The organism is Shewanella sp. FeAMO, from assembly GCF_053653955.1.
The window spans coordinates 2,890,428-2,909,701 of record NZ_CM132201.1; the positions used below are offsets into that span (position 1 = coordinate 2,890,428).

At 52.3% G+C, this 19,274-nt stretch carries 20 protein-coding genes; 13 read left to right on the plus strand and 7 right to left on the minus strand.

Going from position 1 to position 19,274, the window contains the following annotated elements; translation table 11 throughout:
• Positions 1-49 precede the first annotated feature (49 nt).
• From ACWAU4_RS13010 to ACWAU4_RS13040, 7 genes are all read left to right on the plus strand, one after another.
• Positions 50-472, plus strand: coding sequence for a hypothetical protein (locus tag ACWAU4_RS13010; RefSeq protein ID WP_208124831.1), 423 nt, complete (start codon positions 50-52; stop codon positions 470-472).
• 233 nt (positions 473-705) lie between these two features.
• Complete coding sequence (locus ACWAU4_RS13015; RefSeq protein WP_208124832.1) at positions 706-1,209, plus strand: ankyrin repeat domain-containing protein; 504 nt, start codon at positions 706-708, stop codon at positions 1,207-1,209.
• A gap of 222 nt (positions 1,210-1,431) precedes the next feature.
• Entirely contained in the window at positions 1,432-1,821 is a 390-nt protein-coding gene (locus tag ACWAU4_RS13020) for a VOC family protein (RefSeq protein ID WP_025889404.1), read from the plus strand.
• A gap of 558 nt (positions 1,822-2,379) precedes the next feature.
• Positions 2,380-5,607 carry a DUF748 domain-containing protein gene (locus ACWAU4_RS13025; RefSeq protein WP_208194291.1) on the plus strand — a complete coding sequence of 1,076 codons (3,228 nt, stop codon included), beginning with the start codon at positions 2,380-2,382 and terminating at the stop codon, positions 5,605-5,607.
• A gap of 222 nt (positions 5,608-5,829) precedes the next feature.
• Positions 5,830-6,198: a GNAT family N-acetyltransferase gene (locus ACWAU4_RS13030; protein ID WP_208124834.1), complete on the plus strand. Its 369-nt coding sequence runs from the start codon at positions 5,830-5,832 to the stop codon at positions 6,196-6,198.
• Between the two features lie 57 nt (positions 6,199-6,255).
• Positions 6,256-6,612 (plus strand): glutaredoxin family protein, encoded by a 357-nt coding sequence (locus tag ACWAU4_RS13035; RefSeq protein ID WP_025889405.1) that lies wholly within the window; start codon positions 6,256-6,258, stop codon positions 6,610-6,612.
• Between the two features lie 101 nt (positions 6,613-6,713).
• Positions 6,714-7,271 (plus strand): RDD family protein, encoded by a 558-nt coding sequence (locus ACWAU4_RS13040; RefSeq protein ID WP_243756782.1) that lies wholly within the window; start codon positions 6,714-6,716, stop codon positions 7,269-7,271.
• An 11-nt stretch (positions 7,272-7,282) separates the two neighbouring features.
• Here ACWAU4_RS13040 and ACWAU4_RS13045 read toward each other — a convergent pair whose 3' ends face one another.
• Positions 7,283-7,972 (minus strand): energy-coupling factor ABC transporter permease, encoded by a 690-nt coding sequence (locus ACWAU4_RS13045; protein WP_208124835.1) that lies wholly within the window; start codon positions 7,970-7,972, stop codon positions 7,283-7,285.
• 145 nt (positions 7,973-8,117) lie between these two features.
• Here ACWAU4_RS13045 and ACWAU4_RS13050 point away from each other — a divergent pair, with 145 nt between their 5' ends.
• The 3 genes from ACWAU4_RS13050 (at position 8,118) to ACWAU4_RS13060 (ending at position 9,327) form a co-directional block, all read left to right on the plus strand.
• Positions 8,118-8,552 carry a hypothetical protein gene (locus ACWAU4_RS13050; protein WP_208124836.1) on the plus strand — a complete coding sequence of 145 codons (435 nt, stop codon included), beginning with the start codon at positions 8,118-8,120 and terminating at the stop codon, positions 8,550-8,552.
• Positions 8,553-8,618: 66 nt separating this feature from the next.
• On the plus strand, positions 8,619-8,975 hold the full coding sequence (locus ACWAU4_RS13055; protein WP_025011443.1) for a hypothetical protein: 357 nt from the start codon (positions 8,619-8,621) through the stop codon (positions 8,973-8,975).
• Positions 8,976-9,099: 124 nt separating this feature from the next.
• Positions 9,100-9,327, plus strand: a complete 228-nt coding sequence (locus ACWAU4_RS13060; RefSeq protein WP_054745701.1) for a DUF2986 domain-containing protein — start codon at positions 9,100-9,102, stop codon at positions 9,325-9,327.
• A gap of 44 nt (positions 9,328-9,371) precedes the next feature.
• Here ACWAU4_RS13060 and ACWAU4_RS13065 read toward each other — a convergent pair whose 3' ends face one another.
• Together ACWAU4_RS13065 and ACWAU4_RS13070 are read right to left on the minus strand one after the other, a co-directional pair.
• On the minus strand, positions 9,372-10,808 hold the full coding sequence (locus tag ACWAU4_RS13065; protein ID WP_243756878.1) for an MATE family efflux transporter: 1,437 nt from the start codon (positions 10,806-10,808) through the stop codon (positions 9,372-9,374).
• A 94-nt stretch (positions 10,809-10,902) separates the two neighbouring features.
• Positions 10,903-11,763 carry an ion transporter gene (locus tag ACWAU4_RS13070; RefSeq protein WP_025011446.1) on the minus strand — a complete coding sequence of 287 codons (861 nt, stop codon included), beginning with the start codon at positions 11,761-11,763 and terminating at the stop codon, positions 10,903-10,905.
• A 251-nt stretch (positions 11,764-12,014) separates the two neighbouring features.
• Between ACWAU4_RS13070 and ACWAU4_RS13075 the strand changes: the two genes are divergently transcribed.
• A complete protein-coding gene (locus ACWAU4_RS13075; RefSeq protein ID WP_025011447.1) occupies positions 12,015-12,518 on the plus strand; it encodes a L,D-transpeptidase family protein in 504 nt (167 codons plus the stop codon).
• Positions 12,519-12,532: 14 nt separating this feature from the next.
• Entirely contained in the window at positions 12,533-13,099 is a 567-nt protein-coding gene (locus tag ACWAU4_RS13080; protein WP_045284036.1) for a VOC family protein, read from the plus strand.
• Positions 13,100-13,116: 17 nt separating this feature from the next.
• On the opposite strand, the gene ACWAU4_RS13085 is transcribed toward ACWAU4_RS13080, so the two are convergent.
• The 3 genes from ACWAU4_RS13085 to ACWAU4_RS13095 all read right to left on the minus strand — a co-directional run bounded on the left by ACWAU4_RS13085 (position 13,117) and on the right by ACWAU4_RS13095 (position 16,595).
• Positions 13,117-14,517 (minus strand): GGDEF domain-containing protein, encoded by a 1,401-nt coding sequence (locus tag ACWAU4_RS13085; protein ID WP_107353547.1) that lies wholly within the window; start codon positions 14,515-14,517, stop codon positions 13,117-13,119.
• A 151-nt stretch (positions 14,518-14,668) separates the two neighbouring features.
• Complete coding sequence (locus ACWAU4_RS13090) at positions 14,669-15,511, minus strand: M23 family metallopeptidase (RefSeq protein WP_099049558.1); 843 nt, start codon at positions 15,509-15,511, stop codon at positions 14,669-14,671.
• 199 nt (positions 15,512-15,710) lie between these two features.
• Positions 15,711-16,595, minus strand: coding sequence for a 6-carboxytetrahydropterin synthase (locus ACWAU4_RS13095; RefSeq protein ID WP_025011451.1), 885 nt, complete (start codon positions 16,593-16,595; stop codon positions 15,711-15,713).
• Between the two features lie 212 nt (positions 16,596-16,807).
• On the opposite strand from ACWAU4_RS13095, the gene ACWAU4_RS13100 reads away from it, so the two are divergent.
• Positions 16,808-18,157: a dihydroorotase gene (locus ACWAU4_RS13100; RefSeq protein ID WP_028781667.1), complete on the plus strand. Its 1,350-nt coding sequence runs from the start codon at positions 16,808-16,810 to the stop codon at positions 18,155-18,157.
• A gap of 189 nt (positions 18,158-18,346) precedes the next feature.
• Here ACWAU4_RS13100 and ACWAU4_RS13105 read toward each other — a convergent pair whose 3' ends face one another.
• Positions 18,347-18,589, minus strand: a complete 243-nt coding sequence (locus ACWAU4_RS13105) for a hypothetical protein (protein ID WP_223828836.1) — start codon at positions 18,587-18,589, stop codon at positions 18,347-18,349.
• Positions 18,590-19,274: the final 685 nt, after the last annotated feature.

The following is a 19,274-nucleotide window of genomic DNA, read 5'->3' on the forward strand; positions in this document are numbered from 1 at the left end:
TGTTCATGTAAGCCAATACAACTTAATTAAGACATCAAAAGAAATGGATATGGAATACAGCAGAGAAAATATTGAGCAACTGCTAGAAGGAAAACTGCAGGAAGCGGTAGATAATTTTGGTAAAAAAGAGCTAAGAATCATTGATGTAGGCGTGTTTCCCTGGCACTCGGAGATTAGCGTATCCTTTCTCTTCAGCGAAGATTCGGCAGAGGAAGATGATATCGCAGCATGGCCCTATTTTGATTACTCCAAGATATTTGCAGGAGATTGGGAGCAAGCCAGAGAATTAGCCAAGAAAATGAATGAAATGTGGGCTATCAATAATGATCCAATCCCATTCTTCTCGGATTTCGGTTCTGCATTAACATCTGACCGAATGTCGAGCGTTATAAAACGGTTTAATTTGGCACCGGACTTCAGGATACAAGTACTGAACCCTGATGATCCTAATAGTAAGAACTTCTGCACCTAGTGAGTCGCCGCAACCTTCTGCCAAAGCGCCAACTGCAATTTAGGCCTATCTCTACAAACAGAGTGCCACGAGGACTTGTTCGCACCTTCCTTAGGTATACTGGCCACTTGTGAATGTTTGCCAGTATTTTACGGTAAAACTCGGCAAGCATGAGGCGGTCGATTAATCGAATACACTCGAAAACACTAGGCTTGATATCCACAGGGAATCATTAAGTCAGGACGGATAAATAAGTGAACGAAGCAGTAATACTGAAATTAAGGACACTCATGGCATGCATCAGGGAGAAGAGAACCGCTGATGCAATCGACTTTCTATCAATGAACACTGAGCTGGTTCAGTTACAAACGCCATTGGGCAGCTTTCTTCATATTGCGGCTGATAATGACAACTTGGAATTGTGCCAGGCTCTAGTCAAGCTGGGAGCCGATATAGATAGTAGAGACAATCTCAGTGGTAGCAGCCCAATCCATAGGGCTGCTTCGAATGGCAACGAAGATATTTTGAACTACTTCATCGGCCTTGGCGCAAGGCTCGATACTTCTGAGCCAGACCGTAATCCCCTTTTTACCGCAATTCATTATGGCCACTTCCATATTGTGAAGCGGTTGGTTGAGGCGGGCATAGATACCAGCATCCGTTATACCGGCCAGACGATGAAGGACATGGGAGCCCTTGAGTTTGCCCATGAATGGGGCCGCACTGAGATTGCAGATTACATCAAGCTCATCAGCTAACCTCCCCCTTCAACTTTGCTGTTAGCACATTCTTCAGCGCCGAAAAGGTTTCCATAATTCGGGCTCCGGCATCTTGTGCCCCTCTTCTTCGTAGTCCAAGAAAGCCACAAAGCACAGCCGACTCGACTACACTCAAAGCTGAACTCAAAGCGGCTCAAGATCCGCTGGCCGGCGATCTTCGCAGCCGAATTGTCAGCCCCTCAGTCTCAGGAGAACCTATCTATGAACTCCCCTTTTACTACCCATGGAGCCTTAAGTTGGCACGAACTGACCGCCAATGACTCTGAGTTGGCGATGCGGTTTTATGGTGAGATTTTTGGATGGAGCTTCAAGACGATGCAGTTGCCACAAGGCCCCTATCACATCATAGAAAATGACGGTATCAGCATAGGTGGCATCACGGACAGCCCGGCGCCGGCCATGCCAAGTAACTGGACTGGTTACATTACCGTTAAAGATGTCGACGCCGTCGCCATTAAGGCCAAAGCACTGGGGGGCGATGTACTCTACGGCCCTGAGGACATTCCCCAGGTCGGCCGCTTTTGTTGGATAAAAGACCCCTGCGGTGCCATTATCGCCGCCATCACCTACAGCAGCCCAACCAAAGGATAAAGACGGGCAAAGGCAATAGTCTTGCCAGGATTCAGGTTTGCTGAGCTGATACTGAGCATTCAAGGTCTTTACAACCTTGGTTATTGCCCTCTTGTGAATGCAATGTTCAGCGAAAATCACTCTTGATCATTGCAACATGAGTTAGGGAAGGTGCGAACAAGTCCCATGCGTGCTCTGCGTCGGCTTACAGGCCTGGATGCAAGGCGTGGTTCGCAGCAAATGGCCTTAGTCCTTTGCAAGAAGCACTACACAGCAGGCAGGCTTGTAAGCCACGCCCTTCGGGGCTTTCACAGCAACCGGCTCTCTGCGTTATCCGACTTCGACAGGCCCCGGCATGCCTTCAGTCAGATGCCTTGAATGCCAATTGCTGTGTAAGCCAGAGTGCCGCGAGGACTTATTCACACCTTCCTTAGCTAAGTTTTCTTTTTGTATCATGCATGTATCGAGCAAGATAACAAAAATCATAGGTTCAGAAGTGACTTACAAAGCATACCGAATACGCGTTAGAATAACGCCAAATTTTTGCCGCAAACCTGCTTCAAGGGATCTCACACCGCTATGCCCAATGTGCTGACTCAGCTCTTTTCACGCTTTCGCCGGGTGCCGCTTGCCATCAAAACAGGCATCTATCTGCTCATCGGGTATGGCCTCTACGCCCTGCTGCTTGGTGGGCTCGCTCCCTGGGTGATAAAGTCGCAAACCCCAAAGCAACTGCAACAACTGCTCGGCCGTCAGGCGAGCCTGAACGATATCAGCATCAACCCTTTCCTTCTCAGAGTCCGCCTGGATAACTTCGCCCTGCAGGAGAGCGACCCACAGCAAGTCTTTGCATCTTTCAGCCAGCTTGAGTTGGAGCTGGCATTTTGGCGCTCGCTGACCCAAGGGGCCATCGCCATAGATCATATCTACCTCTTTGATCCGCAAGTGAATGTGCAAAGGCTGGCGTCAGAGAATGGCCAAGCTCAATTCAACTTCAGCGATATGCTTGCCCACCTTGAAGCCAATCAAACACCGCAAGCCGAGGCTACAGAAGACACCTCTGAACCGCCCAGAGTCATTGCCCGGGATATCCGGGTAACAGAGGGTAAGTTCGCTTATATGGATAAGGTCGCCAATACAGAGCTCAGTTACGACGAGCTTAATTTCAGCCTGCAAGCTTTGGATACCAAGGCTTATAGCCTCAGCTTGCCGGAAGACGAGAACAAACCGGTACTGGCGAAAGATGCCAACCGCTATGCCCTGTCGTTGACCGGCAGCGATAATGGACAATTGCAGACTCAGGGACAGTTTCAGCTGCAGCCTCTCGAAGTCACCGGTGAGCTGCAACTGGCCAAAGTTTCCCTGCTACCCTTCTGGCCGTTTGCCGATGGGCTTATTGCCGCTAAGCTCAGTGACGGTGAACTCAGCTTCCAGAGCCAGTACCAGTTGAAACAGCAACAAGACCAACTGCATTACAGTACCCACAAGGGCCGGTTTATTCTGGAAAATCTGCTCTTCTCCGACCAACAGCAAGCCAGAGTCAAGTTGCCGCTGTTGGCACTGGATAACATTCGGGTGGACGGCGACAACCAGAATGTTGATATCGACGAACTGGCGCTGCAAGGCCTGTGGGCCGATGCCCGCTTGGATAAGCAAGGCCTGGATCTACAGCAGCTCTTTATGCCCGCCACAAATGCCAAGCCCGATGACACCGCGGCCGAGGCACAAGTGGAACCAGCACTAGCCCAACCAGAGGCGGCAGATGAAACCGAGGCGTTAAATAAGGCCACAGCGAAAGAAAAAGCCACAGCGCATACAGCCGCAGAGCCAAACAAAGCCCAGGAGCAAGACAAACAGTGGCTGCTGACTATTGGCAAAATCAGTCTCAAACAGGCCGATCTCAACCTGTTTGAGCAGCAGCAAAGCAATGGTGTCCACTGGCGTGTCTACCCATTGGATATCACGACAGGTCCAGTGCGTTCCGATCTCGAAGGAAGCATAGACTACCAGTTGCAGCTGGCACTGAGTTCTGATGCCCAAACCCAGCCGGAAACCAGCCAAGGCCAGTTCAGCGCCACCGGCGCGATAGATGCCAAGGCATTCACTGTCAATGGCGAGCTGACGCTGACTGAGCTGGAGCTGCAACAGTTCCAGCCCTATCTGACGCCCTATCTCAATATGCAGCTTGAAAGCGGCAAGTTGAGCACTCAGGGCAAGTTCACTGCCAACGCCGAGGGGAAGGCCCATTTTCAGGGACAAGCCGGAATTGGCAAGCTGCTTATCAAGGATGGATTGGCATTTGAGCCTCTGCTGAAATGGCAGAATATGGCGATAGATGCGATGAGCTTTGATTCCGAAGCAAACAGCCTGAAAATCAGCAATATATTGCTGGAACAGCCATACGCCAAGGTGATGATCACCGAAGATCAGCGCACTAATATCGGCGAGCTGATCCGCGCCGAACCACCTGGTGATAACTCGGCGGCTCAGTCGCAGACAAAACAAAGCCAGGAAAACGAAGCGCCGCAGCAAACGGCCGCCAAGGAAAAAATCAACACCAAGGCCTCGACAGATAAGGCATTTAAACTGGATATCGGCAGCATTGCCATCAAAAACGGCTCGGCCTATTTTGCCGATAACTCCCTCACCCCTAACTTTGCTTCAGGTATCGAGGCGCTGGAAGGCAAGATAAGCCACCTGTCTTCTACCCCGGGAACCAAGGCCAGTGTCGATATCAAGGGCAAGATAGACAAGTATGCTCCAGTCACCCTAAGGGGAGAGGTGAATCCGCTGCTGGAGAAACCCTATCTGGATCTGGATTTGGTATTCAAGAGTGTCGAGTTGACCTCGGTGAATCCCTATTCGGGCACCTATGCCGGTTACTACATAGACAAAGGCCAGCTGTCTTTAGCGCTCAACTATCAACTGGAAGACAACCAGCTGAAGGGAGACAATCATCTGGTGATAGATCAGCTTAAGCTGGGTAAACCCAGTGATTCCGATCTGGCCACCAGTTTGCCGATTACCTTGGCTATCGCCCTTTTGCAGGACAGACATGGGGTGATAGATCTTGGCTTACAGGTTTCAGGAGATCTCGACAGCCCAAGTTTCAGCTTCGGCAGCATCGTGATGACCGCCATCACCAATGTCATCACCAAGGCGGTCACCGCCCCCTTCTCTTTGCTGGCCGGTCTGGTTGGCAGTGATGAAGAGCTGAACCTGGTCGCTTTCCAACCCGGTATAGCCACGCTGGACGCTGACGCCGAAGATAAGCTGAGCAAGCTGGCCAAGGCGCTGGATGACAGGCCCAAGCTGCAATTGAGCATTGAAGGCAGCGTGGCGCTGCGGGAAGACAGTGAGGCGCTGGCAGAGCAAAAACTGCAGCTGCAACTGCTCAAGGCCAGCAAGCTTGCAGCCCTGCCGGACGAGCTGAGCGCCAGTCGATTCCCTACCCAGGGTAAGCTGGCAGATGTCCTGGTGGAATTGTTCGAGCAACAGCTCAAACTGGATGCCGATGCGGAAAAAGACAAAGTGAAGCAAAAACTTGCCGAAAAGGCCGACGGTGAAAAAGTCGATGAAGATACCCTGCTCACCGTCTGGCATATGGGCCTTTACAACCAACTGCTCAGCGCTCAGGAGATCAGCAATAACGAGCTGGCTAATCTGGCTCAGGCCAGGGCCCAGGCCATCAAGGCCTTCCTGGTGGACAGAGCAGCCGTCGCCGCGGAAAGAGTCTTCCTGCTCGACAGCAAGACAGAGATGAAACAGGATGCATCTCAGGCGATTCTGTCACTGAATGCCGATTAAAACCTATTGAAATCACCTAAGAAAGGCTCCTATGGGAGCCTTTTTCGTATTCATGACGGATTATTGAACTGGTAAAGTGTTGCTGGGCTGTTATTATCGCCGGCAATCAATTCAGCCAAAACCAATAACCACAAATGCCAATAAGTCTGCAACAGATAACCCGAGACAATTTTGAAATCGTAGGCCCCCAAGCCGAAGCAACGCGATCTGCTGGCCGATAACATGCTTTCCATCGCCGAAGCCCAGTTTTTTCCTTTCTATGTGCCCAAGGCGATTTACCTGGACGACACTCCGGTAGGCTTTTTGATGTATGAATCGCTTGCTGAAGAAGGCAAACCCAACGATTACAACATATTCCGCTTCATGGTAGCCGAAGGGTATCAGCAAAAAGGCATAGGCAGCCGCGCGATGGCACTGGTACTCGATGAGATCCGCGCCCAGGAAAATGCACAGCGGGTGCATATCTGCTATGCAGATGAAAACCAAACAGCAAGAGCGTTTTACGCCGGTTTCGGCTTTGTTGAGCAAGGGCCGGATCCGGAGGATGAAGATGAAATCATCGCTACCCTTGAACTCCAAGTCCGGGCTTGAGTTTCACCACCACTGAGTTAAACTGCCTGCCGTTTCAAGCTTATATAGAGGATGCTTATGTTTGTTATTCGTTGGATCCTGGGGCGGATTATTTTGCTGCTCAACTTTGTTTTTTCACCCAAGGGCCTTAAGCGGCAACCCGAACAGCAGGCGGATATTGATGAACAATGTCGTAGCCTCAGCCTGTATCAGTATCCGGCCTGCCCTTTCTGCGTCAAGGTAAGACGAGCCATGAAACGCCAGAGCCTGAATATCACCACCCTGGATGCCAAGCAGGAGCCACACAAGAGTGCCCTGCAAAACGGGGGCGGCACCATGAAAGTTCCCTGTTTGAAAATAGAACAAGCCGGTGAAGTGACCTGGATGTATGAATCCAACGACATCATCAGCTATCTCAATCAGCGTTTCGGTTGATCAATCCCTTGCCTGCCGTGCCAATACGGCAGGCACAGCTTGTTCCAAGCTTTATTCCTGTGTATCGTCCCAACAGTAATTATTAATCAGGGACAGAGTAAATGGCAGCAGAGCAAAACCCACGCAACATAGAGTCAGTCTTGGCTCATCAAGAACAGACAACCCCTACGGAACTGGCCTCGGGAATGACGCCTCCACCGCCCGTTGCAGAAGCAGCAAGCAATGAATCCAGCTATCCCATCTATGTCGGTTTTTGGGAGCGACTGGCGGCAACCCTGCTGGACTCACTCATGTTGATGTGCATCACAGTGCCACTGACTCTGCTAGTCTTTGGCATTGATGCCATATTGGAGAATGATGCCTTAATCTTGGGCCCGCTCGATGTTGTGATCAACTACCTGTTGCCTTTCATCTTGATCATCTTGTTCTGGCATTATAAGTCGGCGACTCCGGGCAAGATGGTGCTAAGAGCTGTCATTGTTGATGCCGACACTTTGCAAAAGCCATCGACCGCCAGCCTGATAGTGCGCTATTTAGGCTATATCCCCTCTACTCTGGTATTCGGCCTTGGCTATCTCTGGGTGGCCTTCGATCCCCGGAAACAAAGCTGGCATGACAAACTCGCCGGCACCCTGGTGATCCGCGCCCCCAAAGACTAAAGTCGCACCTGTCAGTGACGCCAGAGATAGACCCGGTCCGAGTAGTCGTAGAGCCACTCGGGCCGGTAAACCACCAATAGAGTCACTGCCATACCGTTGAGTAAAGCCTCCGGGAACCCAAGCAGCGGAATAAGCAGCAGATAGTTATCCACCAGGTAAGCGACACTGTAATCCGTGCTGGCCCAGAGATAAGTTGACCAAGCGAGAATATGGCTGACGACAGATAGCCCGGCATTGAGAAAACCTGCCACAAAAATGAACACAAACAAATGTTTGGGTAATTTATGATAACTCAAGCTGTGTACTGCCAATGCCAATAAAAGCGGCAGGCAGACAGCAAACAACATCATGGGGCCCAGCATCCAGGGCTGGTGATAGACAAACAGACAAAAGAAGCTGACAGGTAGCAGCATCAATACGGACGCCAAGCGCCAGCCGAACATCAACATCAGGGTTACCAGGGCCAAAAAATGAGCGTGGATCCCCTCGGTAACACTGGCATTGAGCAGCCAAAGGCCATTAATGGCCAAGGTACTGAGCAGCGCCCGCCACTGCAAGCTCTTGTCCGCCAGCAGTTGTTGCCAGTCCCGTTTGGGCCAGATCCAGGCAAACCAGCCAACGAGCAGAACCAAATAGAGGATATCCGTCAGCCCAGGTTGCCATTGCACCTTATCGAAAAGATGTTGAAGATACTCAAACATAACCTACCATCCGGTTATCAAACAAAGGCGGTAGAGGTCGATGCTGCGCTGACTTATCACGCCGTTAATGCAATTGTGCTTATTCTGCAGTAAGTTAACGATAATTTGTATCTCCAAAAAATAATAAGGATAATCACCCCAGCTTATGCGTGCGCTTTTTCTGTTATTACTGCCACTGCTGCTTTGTAGTTGCAGCTCAAAACCCAGCATAGATCCGGCCGATTTTGCCGGTGCCATCAAAGACAATTTCCAGACGGATATCAAGGCCGATGGCTTGAAGCTCTTTACCTATACGGCGCGGCTGATAACGCCCGATTCTGGCGGCAGTTACAGGATAAGTGTCCAGACACCGCGTACGGCAAAGGAGATGCGCCAACAACTGGCTATCAGAGAAGCCAGGCAAGCCGTGTTTGAACAGCAACTGCAGCTTGGACTCGATAATACCCTCAAAATGAATCAATATTGCCGTGAAGGTTTTTATGAACTCAGTCGTCTGCTGCAATCCGACAGAGGGGAGATCCGCGGTGAATGTCGGGATGGCGCCAGTGAGATGGACAGAAGTCGCTTCGGTAACAAGTAATTTTTTTGAAAATAAGCCTCAAATTTGCTAGTTTTGCCGCAGTTTCCCGCTTCAGGTGTATTTGAGATGGAACCCACAGGAATTATTCAGGAGATAGAAGAGCCGGTTAACCGCAGCAAGGTTAATCGTCAGTTGTTGTTGGCCACCAGTCTGTCGGCCGTGGTCGCCATGGCATTATTGCTGTTTGGCGATCAATATGCGCACCTGTGGCAGGATGAAAGCGCACTGCAACTCAGTCTGTTCCGCCCCGGTTTTTTGTTGCTGATAGTCTCGGGGCTGATAGTGATCCCCACCAGCGTGGTAGAACTTATCAAGGCGGCCAAAACGCCGGATAGGCCACTGATGTTGGATATGGCCCTGCTCAGTATTGGGGTCGCAGTTTCCATGAGCTATATCGGTGTCTTCATGACCCTGTTCCTGTAAGTCGGCTCCAGTCATCGCGGTATCCAAACCGGCACTGAGACAGGTTGAGCTTGTTGCCCGGCCGCCGGCAGGCTAAAATGCCTGCCCTTTGCCCATCCAAGTGGGAAGTACCAGGAAATTTAGCATGAACAAGCGACAAAAACTGACCAAAAAACTGGCCAAGCGTGCCAAAGCCCGGGAAAACAAGAAAGAGATCCCCAACTCAGGCCCCGCCAAACAGGGTTACATCTCCAAGGCCGAGCGCGCCAAAATCGCTGCCGCCGAGCAGGCAGAAAACAATGCAGTTGAGCAGCCAGATAACGGCGCTACTGAAAGCCCTGCGGCCGCAACTTCCCAATCTGACACCCAATAAAACATTTCCAGGCCCCTCTTTAAACGCATGAGCCGTTCCCGGCATTAAGACCTCTCCCGCTGGGGCGAGGTAGCCTGGGCACTGGCTATCGGCTCCAGCTCTTCGGTCATCTGCCCCATCTGGGTACAGGAAGACGACAATGGACTGCTGGAGGCCATGGAGAGTTCCTCCTCATCAAGCCCGTCGGCCTCAAGACTTTGCTGGCGGCCATTGGCGGCCACTCTGGCAACCAAGCGGTAGGCGGTGATCACCGCCAATACACCAAAGAGCACTGCCCCCAGTGCCTGACCAATTAAGACTCCATATACCCCACCGAGCTCGGCTCCCAGATAAACAAATGGCAGCGTCCCGATAGTGGCCTTGCCCACATTGAAGGCGGTTGAATACTTGGCTTTACCCAGATTGTTGAACGAGGCGTTGGCCACAAACAGTGCGCCGTTGAACAGGAAAAACAGCGCCATATACTGGCAGAAGAAACGTACCAGCTCGGCAGAATCCCCGCGCATGTCGAATGCCAATACCAAAGGCTCGCGCAGCAACCACAGCAGCAGCGACATCCCAAGCACATAGGCGATACAGAATTGCAGCGCCCTTGTCAGGCATTCGCTGAGCCTGTCATAGGCCCTGGCGCCATAATTCTGCCCTATGATGGGCCCTATGGCGCCGGAAAGCGCAAAGATCATTCCAAAGGCCACAGGGGTCAAACGCCCAACGACTGCCCAGCCGGCGACGAAGCTGTCACCAAAGTCGGCAATCGCCCGGGTCACTACCGCATTGCCTATGGGGGTGGCCACATTGGTCAGCATGGCCGGCCCTGCGATGGCAAAAATGGCGCGCAGATCGCCGCGAAAGCTCGCAAGTTCGAAACGGCTCCAAAGGCCGTGTTTGATAAACACACCTCTTGCCGCGATCAGCAGCACACTGAGGCGCGCCAATACCGAGGCGGTAGCCGCGCCTTCTATGCCCATGGCAAACAGGAAAATAAAAATGGGGTCAAATACGGCATTGACCGCACCGCCCGCTAGGGTCGATAGCATGGAGAGCCTGGCATCACCCACGGCGCGCAGGGCACTGCCAAGCGCCATTGCCAAACAGATGACCGGCAAGGAAGGCACCAGAATATACAGATAATCGGCGGCCAGCTCGGCGGTATGTCCCCTGGCGCCCACCAGCGCCAGCAGTTCAGGGATCAGAGCCGTCACCACTATCGCCATCATACTGGATACCAGCAGAGTTACCATGGCGGCATTCAGCAGCAAGCGCTTGGCCCCTTCTGTGTCTCTGGCACCTACGGCGCGGGACACCAGTGCCCCCAGCGCAATCGACAGGCCGATACCTATTGAAGTGGTAAAGAAAGAGATGGTACCGGCATAGCCCACGGCCGCCGCCAACTCCAGCTCTCCCAGCATGCTGAGGAAGAAAATATCTAGCAGGTCCACCACAAACAGTGCCGAGATCCCAACGGCCGCAGTAGAGCTCATCACCAAAATGTGGCGCAGTATATTGCCTTCAACAAACTTAGCCTGAGTGACGGCTTGAGTGGCTGTCTTAGCAGATGATTGGTTGTTTGACACCCTAGTCCTTGTTTTCTTCCGGAGGTGGCTCCAGTTCACTGCCACAACGGTTACAGTAGAGAGCATGGTGATCATGCCCGGTTTTCAAGCAGTTGGCGCAGCGGCGCAGATCGCGGCTACGGCCCATCTCCTGGGAGATTTCAGCGGTGAGGATCCCCGTGGGAATGGCGATTATCGAATAACCCAAGAGCATGGTAAACGCCGCTATGGCCTGGCCGAGTTCTGTCTTGGGAGTGATATCACCGTACCCTACTGTGGTAATGGTCACTATGGTCCAATAGACAGACTTGGGGATCGAGCTGAAGCCATTGTCCGGGCCTTCGACCACATACATGATGGCGCTGAGCACCATAATGATAAGACTCACAGAGAAAAAGAAGATAAACACCTTGCGACTCGACTGCAGCATCGCCTTGAGCAGGAGGTTCCCTTCACTCAAGTATCTGAGCAGCTTGAGTACCCGAAAAATTCTGAACAACCTCAGAATACGGATCACCAGGGTAAAATTGGCCCCGGGGAAGAACAGCGCCAGATAACTGGGCAGGATACTGAGCAGATCCACTACGCCGTAAAAACTGCGGGCATAACTCAAGCGATTGCTGGAACAATAGAGCCGCAGCAGATATTCCAGAGTGAACACCAAGGTAAAGGCCCATTCCAGTGCCAGGATGATATGTCCGAAACGGGCATGGATATCGGCCACTGTATCGAGAAAAACCAAGGCAACACTGAGAATAATGCAGATGATCAAGCTGATATCAAACCAGCGGCCGGCGGGCGTTTCTGTACCAAAGATGATGATCCTGAGCTTACGCTTGAGTTCCGGCTCCGGCGGCGTATCTGTCATCTTATGTTGATTCATGCGCTAAGCTTTCCTTACTTTCCAACCAAACGGCACCTCAATCTTTACCCTTTCGAGTCTCACGCATTCGAGTTCGTGGCGCCGCGCCTAAAAGGCAGGGGCGTAAGTCTGCCATGCATTGGCGTGAGTGCCAAATATTCTCTGGCTGACGCTCCGCGACTCTCGGCAACAATCTTGTTCAAGGGCTTCAAGAGGGCCCCCTTTTTCAGTTATTATCCCGTCAAAATAACCATAATCAGAGCCAAGTGGTCATGGGCCCATCGTTTCGTCATATAGTTTATGCAATATTTCTGCTGGCGTTTGCCCAGTTGTACAGCCCCTTTGCCTCGGCACAGGTGGATTTGGTGCTGGTCAACAAGTCAGATTCACGTCTGAGCCTGATTAAGGCCGGTAAGGTCATCAAGGAATATCGCATCGCCATGGGGGATATGCCCAAGGGCCACAAATATCAGGAAGGCGATCAACGTACCCCAGAGGGCCGCTATCTGCTGGACTACAAAAAGGCCGACAGCGCCTTTTACCGCGCGATTCACATCTCCTACCCCAATGACGAAGACAGACTCAGAGCCAAGGCGCTTGGGGTCAGCCCGGGCGGCCAAATCATGATCCACGGCCAAAATCCCCGCTCTGGGTTAACTCCGGAAGAGGCGCAGCAGTTTAACTGGACCAACGGCTGTATCGCCCTCACCAATAAAGAAATGGATGAACTCTGGCAGTTGATTGAGCCGGGCACGCCAATAGAAATTTGGCCCTGAAACAGGAATCAGATATGCAAAACCTCCAATCTCTGTCGCAATTGCTGGCAGACTGGCAAGCCTTTGCCGACAAAATCATGCCCCTGATTGAACGCTTGGGACTCGAGCGTTTAGGCGAGTGCGATCACGCCGCGCTGCGGGTCAACTCTGTCGCCGCGGCAGAAAAGCTCAAGGCCGAGTTTGCCCAATGTGGTAAAATTATCTCGGAAAACATCATCAACGGCCGCCCTATCCTGATCATACGACTGCAGCAATCCCTGCAACTGGGTCAATGGCAAATTCCCTGTGTCGAGCTGCCCTTCCCCGGCGATAAACACTATCCCGAAGAGGGATGGGAACATCTGGAGCTGGTTTTGCCTGGTGGCGCCCAAAGCTGCGATGAACTGGCTGAGCAACTGCGTACTCTTTGCCCCCGGACCCAAGCCACACTCGATGGCGACACGGATATTAAACTCAAGGCCAGCAGCCCCAAAGGCGAAACCGAACGCCTGGCCAACCCGACGTTGGCGTTCAAGGCCGGCGGTGTCTGCGTAAAGGTTCACCCTCACAGCATTCAGGCCATCATCGCCAGCGAGCATTAAGCGGCTCTGATGCCGCTTTACCCTTGAACGACCCGGTTGCGCCCTTCAGCCTTGGCAACATAAAGAAAATGATCGGCTTTATCCTGCAGATCTTTACCCGAGCGGCAACCAGCGGGGCCGGACACCAGGCCGACGCTGATACTGAGGCGGATAGGTTGGCCGCTCTCATCATGGAAATCTTCATCGGCTACTCTGGCCCGCAGCCGCTCCATCAGATTAACAGCCTGAGCCGGCGCGCAGTTTGGCAGCAAGATAGCAAACTCCTCACCACCAATTCTGGCAATGGCATCCGATTGGCGACACTGGGCCTGCATCAAGCCGGCCAGTTGCTTCAATACTTTGTCGCCGGTGGCATGACCAAAGCTGTCGTTGATTAACTTGAAATGATCCAGATCCAAAAGCGCCAGGCTGTAGTCTTCACGATTGAGCCTGGCCTGCTTATCCACCAGCTCCAATTGCGGCTCGAATCCACGGCGATTGAGTAACCCTGTCAGCGGATCGCGAAAGGCCACCTGTTGCCAGGCTTCCCTGTGCTGCTCGGATAGGCGCAACTGGCGATTTTGCAGGGCAATCCCAAGTAAGACCAGCGCGTTGGCAAAACAAAACGCGGCCAGTTCCGCCGTTTCTGCCGAATACAATCCGGCATCGAAGGGCCCCAGCCCCTTGGCGCTGCCACAGATAACGACAATGAAGGCACTACTGCTGAGGCTGCAAGTCAGCAGGAAACTGCCCTCAAATGCCTGCATCACCAACACAGGCAACAGCAGATACAAGACCCAGGGTTGATTGCCAAATGCCAGAGAGAAAATGAGTACTAAAGCCAGGATCGACAGCAAAGATGCCCGGATCTGCCGTTGGCTGATAAAAAACCGCTCAGACCACCCCAGATACACCTGATAAACCAAGACTATCCCCAGGGCGTCAGCCAAAAACAGCATCACCACCATGGTTGGCCAGTAACTCTTGTCGATATAACCGCCCCAAACAAGATTTGCCGCCAGCAGGATACTGGACAACGCCACAGGAATAACGCAAGCGTAGATCCCAAAACCCAGTAACTCCCTGGCTCTTTGCAACCCCATGGGCAGGGCCCAACGCAGCATTCTGGCGGCCAAAAGTGGCATCAGGGCATCAATTGCGGCGGAGACCCAGGTGTGCAGCAAGGTTTGGCTCAGATGACCGTTATTGAGCCCGGGAAGATTGGCCAGAAAGGAGGCGAGAAACAAAGGGACTATGGCGACGGCGCCAAAACGCAAGCACAGAATAAGCCCTATCCCCGAAGGTAACCATAGAAGGGTTATATTGCTCGGCTGCAATACCAGAGTGGCCATGCCCAGTCGGCCGCTGAGATAACAGACCAAACCTCCGAGCAAAAGCAGTAGCCATTCGTCGCGCCCCCAACGTCTCAAATCAGTCACTTATTCTTCCGGCTATATTCATAGAATGAGTATAGCCAACCCCTTCTAAGCCTGTGGCTGACAAAGAAAAAAACAACGCCGCTAGGGGTTAAGTCCGGCGGCGTATGACATCGAGTGTGAGTCAGTCCAATGAGTCAGTCAAAGTAAAGCGCTACTTTTTCGCGTCACTCTTGGCTTGCTGTAATACCTGACTCATTGGCGGCACTAAAGTGGTAGGATCCAGACGCATCTGATACCAGTTGACCCGCCAATCCAGATGTGGCCCTGTGGCTCGTCCTGTCGCCCCCACTTCGGCCACCGCCTGGCCCTGTTTCACCTCATCGCCCTCTTTGACATAGAGCTTGCTTAAATGCAAAAAGCTGGAGCTGACGCCATAGCCGTGATCGATAATCATGGTGCCGCCGGAATAGAACATGTCCGGTACCGACAGGCTGATAACGCCATCGGCCGGCGCCACCACCACAGTGCCGGTTTTTGCGGCAACATCCACACCATAATGCGGTGTGCCGGGCTTACCGTTGTAGACCCTTTGGCTGCCATAAACCCCTGAAATTCGCCCGGTCAGCGGCCAGATAAAGTCGTCGGCAAACGCCTGCCGGGTACTGAAATGACTGCGGGCCGCCTTGACCTGGGCGCTGTCTTTGGCGGCGCGCTCCTGGGCCTTGGGATCCGGCTTCATGATTTTCTTGCTGATCCCCTCAACATACTGAATGCGATAATCCCGCTTGTCGAGTTTGAGGCTACGGCTCTCACTGCTGCCATCCGGGTAACTGAGTGTCAGCGTCTGCTCGAGCGCGGCCTCACGCTCAAAACCAAAGGCAAACCTGCCATCCGGTGTCAAGGTGATGCTCTCGCCATTGAGCTGTACCTCAGCACCCGGCTCTGTTCTTGCTCTGATCAGGGCCCCCTGTTCAAACTTGCCCTGAAACTGCACCCGTGATGACTCGGGTTTGATGTTGGGCTGAGGCTCAGACTTGGATTCGGCCTGCAGCATAGGACTCACAACCAAAGTGCCCAGCAGCATCAGTGGCAGCGCCTTAAAAAATGGGATTGGCATCTTGCTGTTATTGAACTTCACTCTTGCTCCTCTTTATCTTTACGCCCCATAGACCCCAAGGTGCGGCCTATTTGCGGATGCCTATAGATTGCTTTTAGGTTGGCGTTATTCTTGGTCCGGCTCAGGCCAGGTGATATCAGTCGCCCTGATGCTGCGCCGATGCGATGGCGCCCTTGCCTATGCCCTCGAAGGCTACCACTTTAAAATGTTTGCCCGGCTCAAAACCCGCCATGCTGTCGGCCATAAAATGAGCCAGCAGTTCGACCGTGGTGTCATGGGGGATCAAATCACAGCAGTCTCTTGGCATCGCCAACTGGAAATCACCCTGCGGCGCCTGGTATCTGAAGCCAATATGGCTCTTGTCATCTATCTTGGTTTGGGGTGACAGCTCAAGCTCGCTGACGGTAACCACATCTTCTTCACTGCCAAGGTAGATATCTTTCCAACGTTTGGCCCAGTATTCATCCCATTTGGGCGCGGCGATACCATCGGCAAACACATTGACAGGACTGCGGTGACCGTGAGCGATACGCTGGCAGTTACCGTCGTGCTTACGCAAGCCGTGACTGTAATGGTAATAGGGCGTTTCCAGCACCTCGTTGCGAAGTGTCAGGCTGATACCCTGAACATTGTCCGGCAAGGCATCTGTCAACGCCTTGTGCAAAAACTGATTCACACTGTCAAAGTCGATAATCTCGCTGGGGATAAGGGCGAAAGCCTGCGCCGGGCAAGCCAGGTGAATGCTGCCGCGCAGACTATGGAAGTCCATCCACACCTTGTCGCCCTGCTGTTGCCAGCGTACCTGGCTACAGGCGGTGGGCACCAATAAACGGTGATCGGCCACCTCATCTATGGTTTGCTTTATGGTGCGCTTGACCTTGGAAAAGTCGAGCAACATGTTTTGCTCATCCAGGCCACCGTCGAGCAGCACATCGACTATCCAACTTTCGCCTACCATGCCGCGAAACGGGCACAGGTAAGAAAAATCAACCACAGTTAAATCTTTGACAAATAATTGCATTCTCGCTCCCAGGCAGATAAACAGTCCACCCATGTGTTATCGGCCGGCCGATATTGGCACCGATTGAACCGATACCGGCCAGGGTATCGGCACTTGACGTATCTTTCGCAAAAAGTCTGTGATCTTGTCCAAAAGCTCCACAGCTTTTTGCTTGAGTTTCCGGTATTATACGCAAGTCACTGCCAATATTAATAACGCTAATCAGGTATCCTATGAAAACCCTCATCTGCAACGCCCAATTGGTTAATGAAGGAACAATCCGTACTCAGGATCTGCTGATCGACAACGGCCGCATCAGCCAGATTGCCCCCCAGATCACGGCTCCGGCAGGGGCTCAGGTCATAGATGCTCAGGGTAAACACCTGCTGCCGGGGATGATCGACGATCAGGTGCATTTCCGTGAGCCGGGTTTCCCCAATAAGGGCACCATCGCCAGTGAATCCCGCGCCGCCGTGGCCGGGGGTATCACAAGCTTTATGGAAATGCCCAATGTTAACCCGCAAACCACCAATCTGCAGGCGCTGGAAGACAAGTATACCCGCGCGTCTCAAAGTTCATTGGCCAACTTTGCTTTCTATCTCGGCGCCACCAACGATAACCTGGAAGAGATTAAACGTCTCGATCCCAACCAGGCCTGTGGTGTAAAAATCTTTATGGGCGCCTCTACCGGCAATATGTTGGTGGATAACAGTGCCACTCTTGACGGCATCTTCGCCAACTCTCCTGTGGTCATTGCCACTCACTGTGAAGACAGCCCCACCATAGCCGCCAATGAAGCCGCCATGCGTGAAAAATACGGCGATGCCATACCTATGGAGCTGCACGGCGAAATCCGCTCCCGTGAAGCCTGCCTCAAGTCATCTCAACTGGCGACCGAACTGGCCATCCGTCACAAGGCACGCCTGCATGTACTGCATTTAACCACCGCCGACGAACTCTATCTGTTTGAGCCGGCCAAGCAACTGGCACAACTCAAGGGTGCCAACATTACCGCCGAAGTCTGTGTACACCATCTTTCGTTCAACGACAGTGACTACGCCCGCCTCGGCAGCCAGATAAAGTGTAACCCGGCCATCAAGACCCTTGCCGATCAACAGGCACTGATAGATGCCGTCAATCGCGACATCATTGACATTATCGCCACAGATCACGCGCCGCACACCTGGGAAGAGAAGCAAGCCGACAGCTATTTCAAGGCGCCGTCCGGTTTGCCGCTGGTGCAACATGCACTGCTCGGCCTGCTGGATCTGCATGCCAAGGGGCACTTCAGTTTGGAAAAAATCGTCCAAAAGACCAGCCATGCGGTGGCCGAGCGCTTTGAACTCAAAGACAGGGGCTATCTGCGCGAAGGTTATCTGGCGGATCTGGTACTGGTGGATCTCAACAAGCCCTTCGAGGCCACGTTGGAAAACACCCGCTATCACTGCGGTTGGTCACCCTTTACCGGCCACAAGTTTGCCGCTTCTATCAGTGGTACCTGGGTCAATGGTAACCAACTGTTTGACGGCAGTCGCTTTATCGACAATACCCTGGGCCAACGCCTCACATTTAGTCGCACTTAATCGCTGATAAACCAAGGGCTCCGCGAAAGGAGCCCTTTTTACATAGACACAAGTATGCGTGATGCTGGTCAATATCTTGTTTATTTCAAGTCAATGCATAATGAATTCGGTAAACTGAAGCTATGCCAGTTGCTATCTTTTCCGGAATTTAAGGCCTTAACATAGCAAGTTCATGATTTTTATTATTTTCTAAGATAATCGAACATGCTGGGCAACCTTATTTTTAAGTAAGGTCACAAGAGCAGGATCCATCCGCTGGTAATTGTCAGGAATATCCAGACACACAAGCTTCTTGCCTTTCAGAAGCTCCTTAAACTTCTTTGCGACCTTAATCTTGTGAGACTTTTCCATGACAAAGATAAAGTCAGCCCATTGAATAAGATCGCCACTTACCACAGTTTCGGCATTAGGGAAGGTGCGAACAAGTCCCATGCGTGCTCTGCGTCGGCTTACGGGCCTGGATGCAAGGCGTGGTTCGCAGCAAATGGCCCTAGTCCTTTGTAAGAAGCACAACACAGCAGGCAGGTCTGTAAGCCACGCCCTTCGGGGCTTTCACAGCAACCGGCTCTCTGCGTTATCCGACTTCGACAGGCCCCGGCATGCCTTCAGTCAGATGCCTTGAACGCCAATTGCTGTGTAAGCCAGAGTGCCGCGAGGACTTATTCACACCTTCCTTTGTACCGGCTCCAATCGCGTAAATCCCCTCAAATGCAGAGAAAACCTCTTCTCCGGTAGGGCTTCGCAAGCGATTCTCACTGCATACAAAAAGTAGATTCATGGTTAATTTATTTTCTCAGTCTGCATACCAGTTAACAGCGGCTTATGATCTAAACATAGCCTTGCATCTGCTCATATCTGCTATAGGTTTATTGCTAACGGGATTAACGCTCGTTTCCTAATTTCAATGAGTTAGCCTATAAAAAACGGTTCTAAAAGTCTATTCCGCCAGTTATGCGGCAATGCGACTAAAAAACCTAAGTTTGACAAGCATTTTTCCCCAGTATCCGCACCCTAAGGCACCGGCGGCAACGCATAGCACACAAAACCAGCGCCAATCCCCCTTATCAACCAAGCTGTGCTTCTCTTGCCCCGTCGCTCCGTGGTTTAATAACTTCCG

What these genes read in the sequence shown, in the direction of transcription:
- ACWAU4_RS13010 (WP_208124831.1), top strand. Translation starts at nt 50, where the DNA reads ATGGAATACAGCAGAGAAAATATTGAGCAACTGCTAGAAGGAAAACTG.
- ACWAU4_RS13020 (WP_025889404.1), top strand. Translation starts at nt 1,432, where the DNA reads ATGAACTCCCCTTTTACTACCCATGGAGCCTTAAGTTGGCACGAACTG.
- ACWAU4_RS13025 (WP_208194291.1), top strand. Translation starts at nt 2,380, where the DNA reads ATGCCCAATGTGCTGACTCAGCTCTTTTCACGCTTTCGCCGGGTGCCG.
- ACWAU4_RS13030 (WP_208124834.1), top strand. Translation starts at nt 5,830, where the DNA reads ATGCTTTCCATCGCCGAAGCCCAGTTTTTTCCTTTCTATGTGCCCAAG.
- ACWAU4_RS13035 (WP_025889405.1), top strand. Translation starts at nt 6,256, where the DNA reads ATGTTTGTTATTCGTTGGATCCTGGGGCGGATTATTTTGCTGCTCAAC.
- ACWAU4_RS13040 (WP_243756782.1), top strand. Translation starts at nt 6,714, where the DNA reads ATGGCAGCAGAGCAAAACCCACGCAACATAGAGTCAGTCTTGGCTCAT.
- ACWAU4_RS13045 (WP_208124835.1), bottom strand. Translation starts at nt 7,972, where the DNA reads ATGTTTGAGTATCTTCAACATCTTTTCGATAAGGTGCAATGGCAACCT.
- ACWAU4_RS13050 (WP_208124836.1), top strand. Translation starts at nt 8,118, where the DNA reads ATGCGTGCGCTTTTTCTGTTATTACTGCCACTGCTGCTTTGTAGTTGC.
- ACWAU4_RS13055 (WP_025011443.1), top strand. Translation starts at nt 8,619, where the DNA reads ATGGAACCCACAGGAATTATTCAGGAGATAGAAGAGCCGGTTAACCGC.
- ACWAU4_RS13060 (WP_054745701.1), top strand. Translation starts at nt 9,100, where the DNA reads ATGAACAAGCGACAAAAACTGACCAAAAAACTGGCCAAGCGTGCCAAA.
- ACWAU4_RS13065 (WP_243756878.1), bottom strand. Translation starts at nt 10,808, where the DNA reads ATGAGCTCTACTGCGGCCGTTGGGATCTCGGCACTGTTTGTGGTGGAC.
- ACWAU4_RS13070 (WP_025011446.1), bottom strand. Translation starts at nt 11,763, where the DNA reads ATGAATCAACATAAGATGACAGATACGCCGCCGGAGCCGGAACTCAAG.
- ACWAU4_RS13075 (WP_025011447.1), top strand. Translation starts at nt 12,015, where the DNA reads ATGGGCCCATCGTTTCGTCATATAGTTTATGCAATATTTCTGCTGGCG.
- ACWAU4_RS13080 (WP_045284036.1), top strand. Translation starts at nt 12,533, where the DNA reads ATGCAAAACCTCCAATCTCTGTCGCAATTGCTGGCAGACTGGCAAGCC.
- ACWAU4_RS13090 (WP_099049558.1), bottom strand. Translation starts at nt 15,511, where the DNA reads ATGCTGCAGGCCGAATCCAAGTCTGAGCCTCAGCCCAACATCAAACCC.
- ACWAU4_RS13095 (WP_025011451.1), bottom strand. Translation starts at nt 16,595, where the DNA reads ATGCAATTATTTGTCAAAGATTTAACTGTGGTTGATTTTTCTTACCTG.
- ACWAU4_RS13100 (WP_028781667.1), top strand. Translation starts at nt 16,808, where the DNA reads ATGAAAACCCTCATCTGCAACGCCCAATTGGTTAATGAAGGAACAATC.
- ACWAU4_RS13105 (WP_223828836.1), bottom strand. Translation starts at nt 18,589, where the DNA reads ATGGGACTTGTTCGCACCTTCCCTAATGCCGAAACTGTGGTAAGTGGC.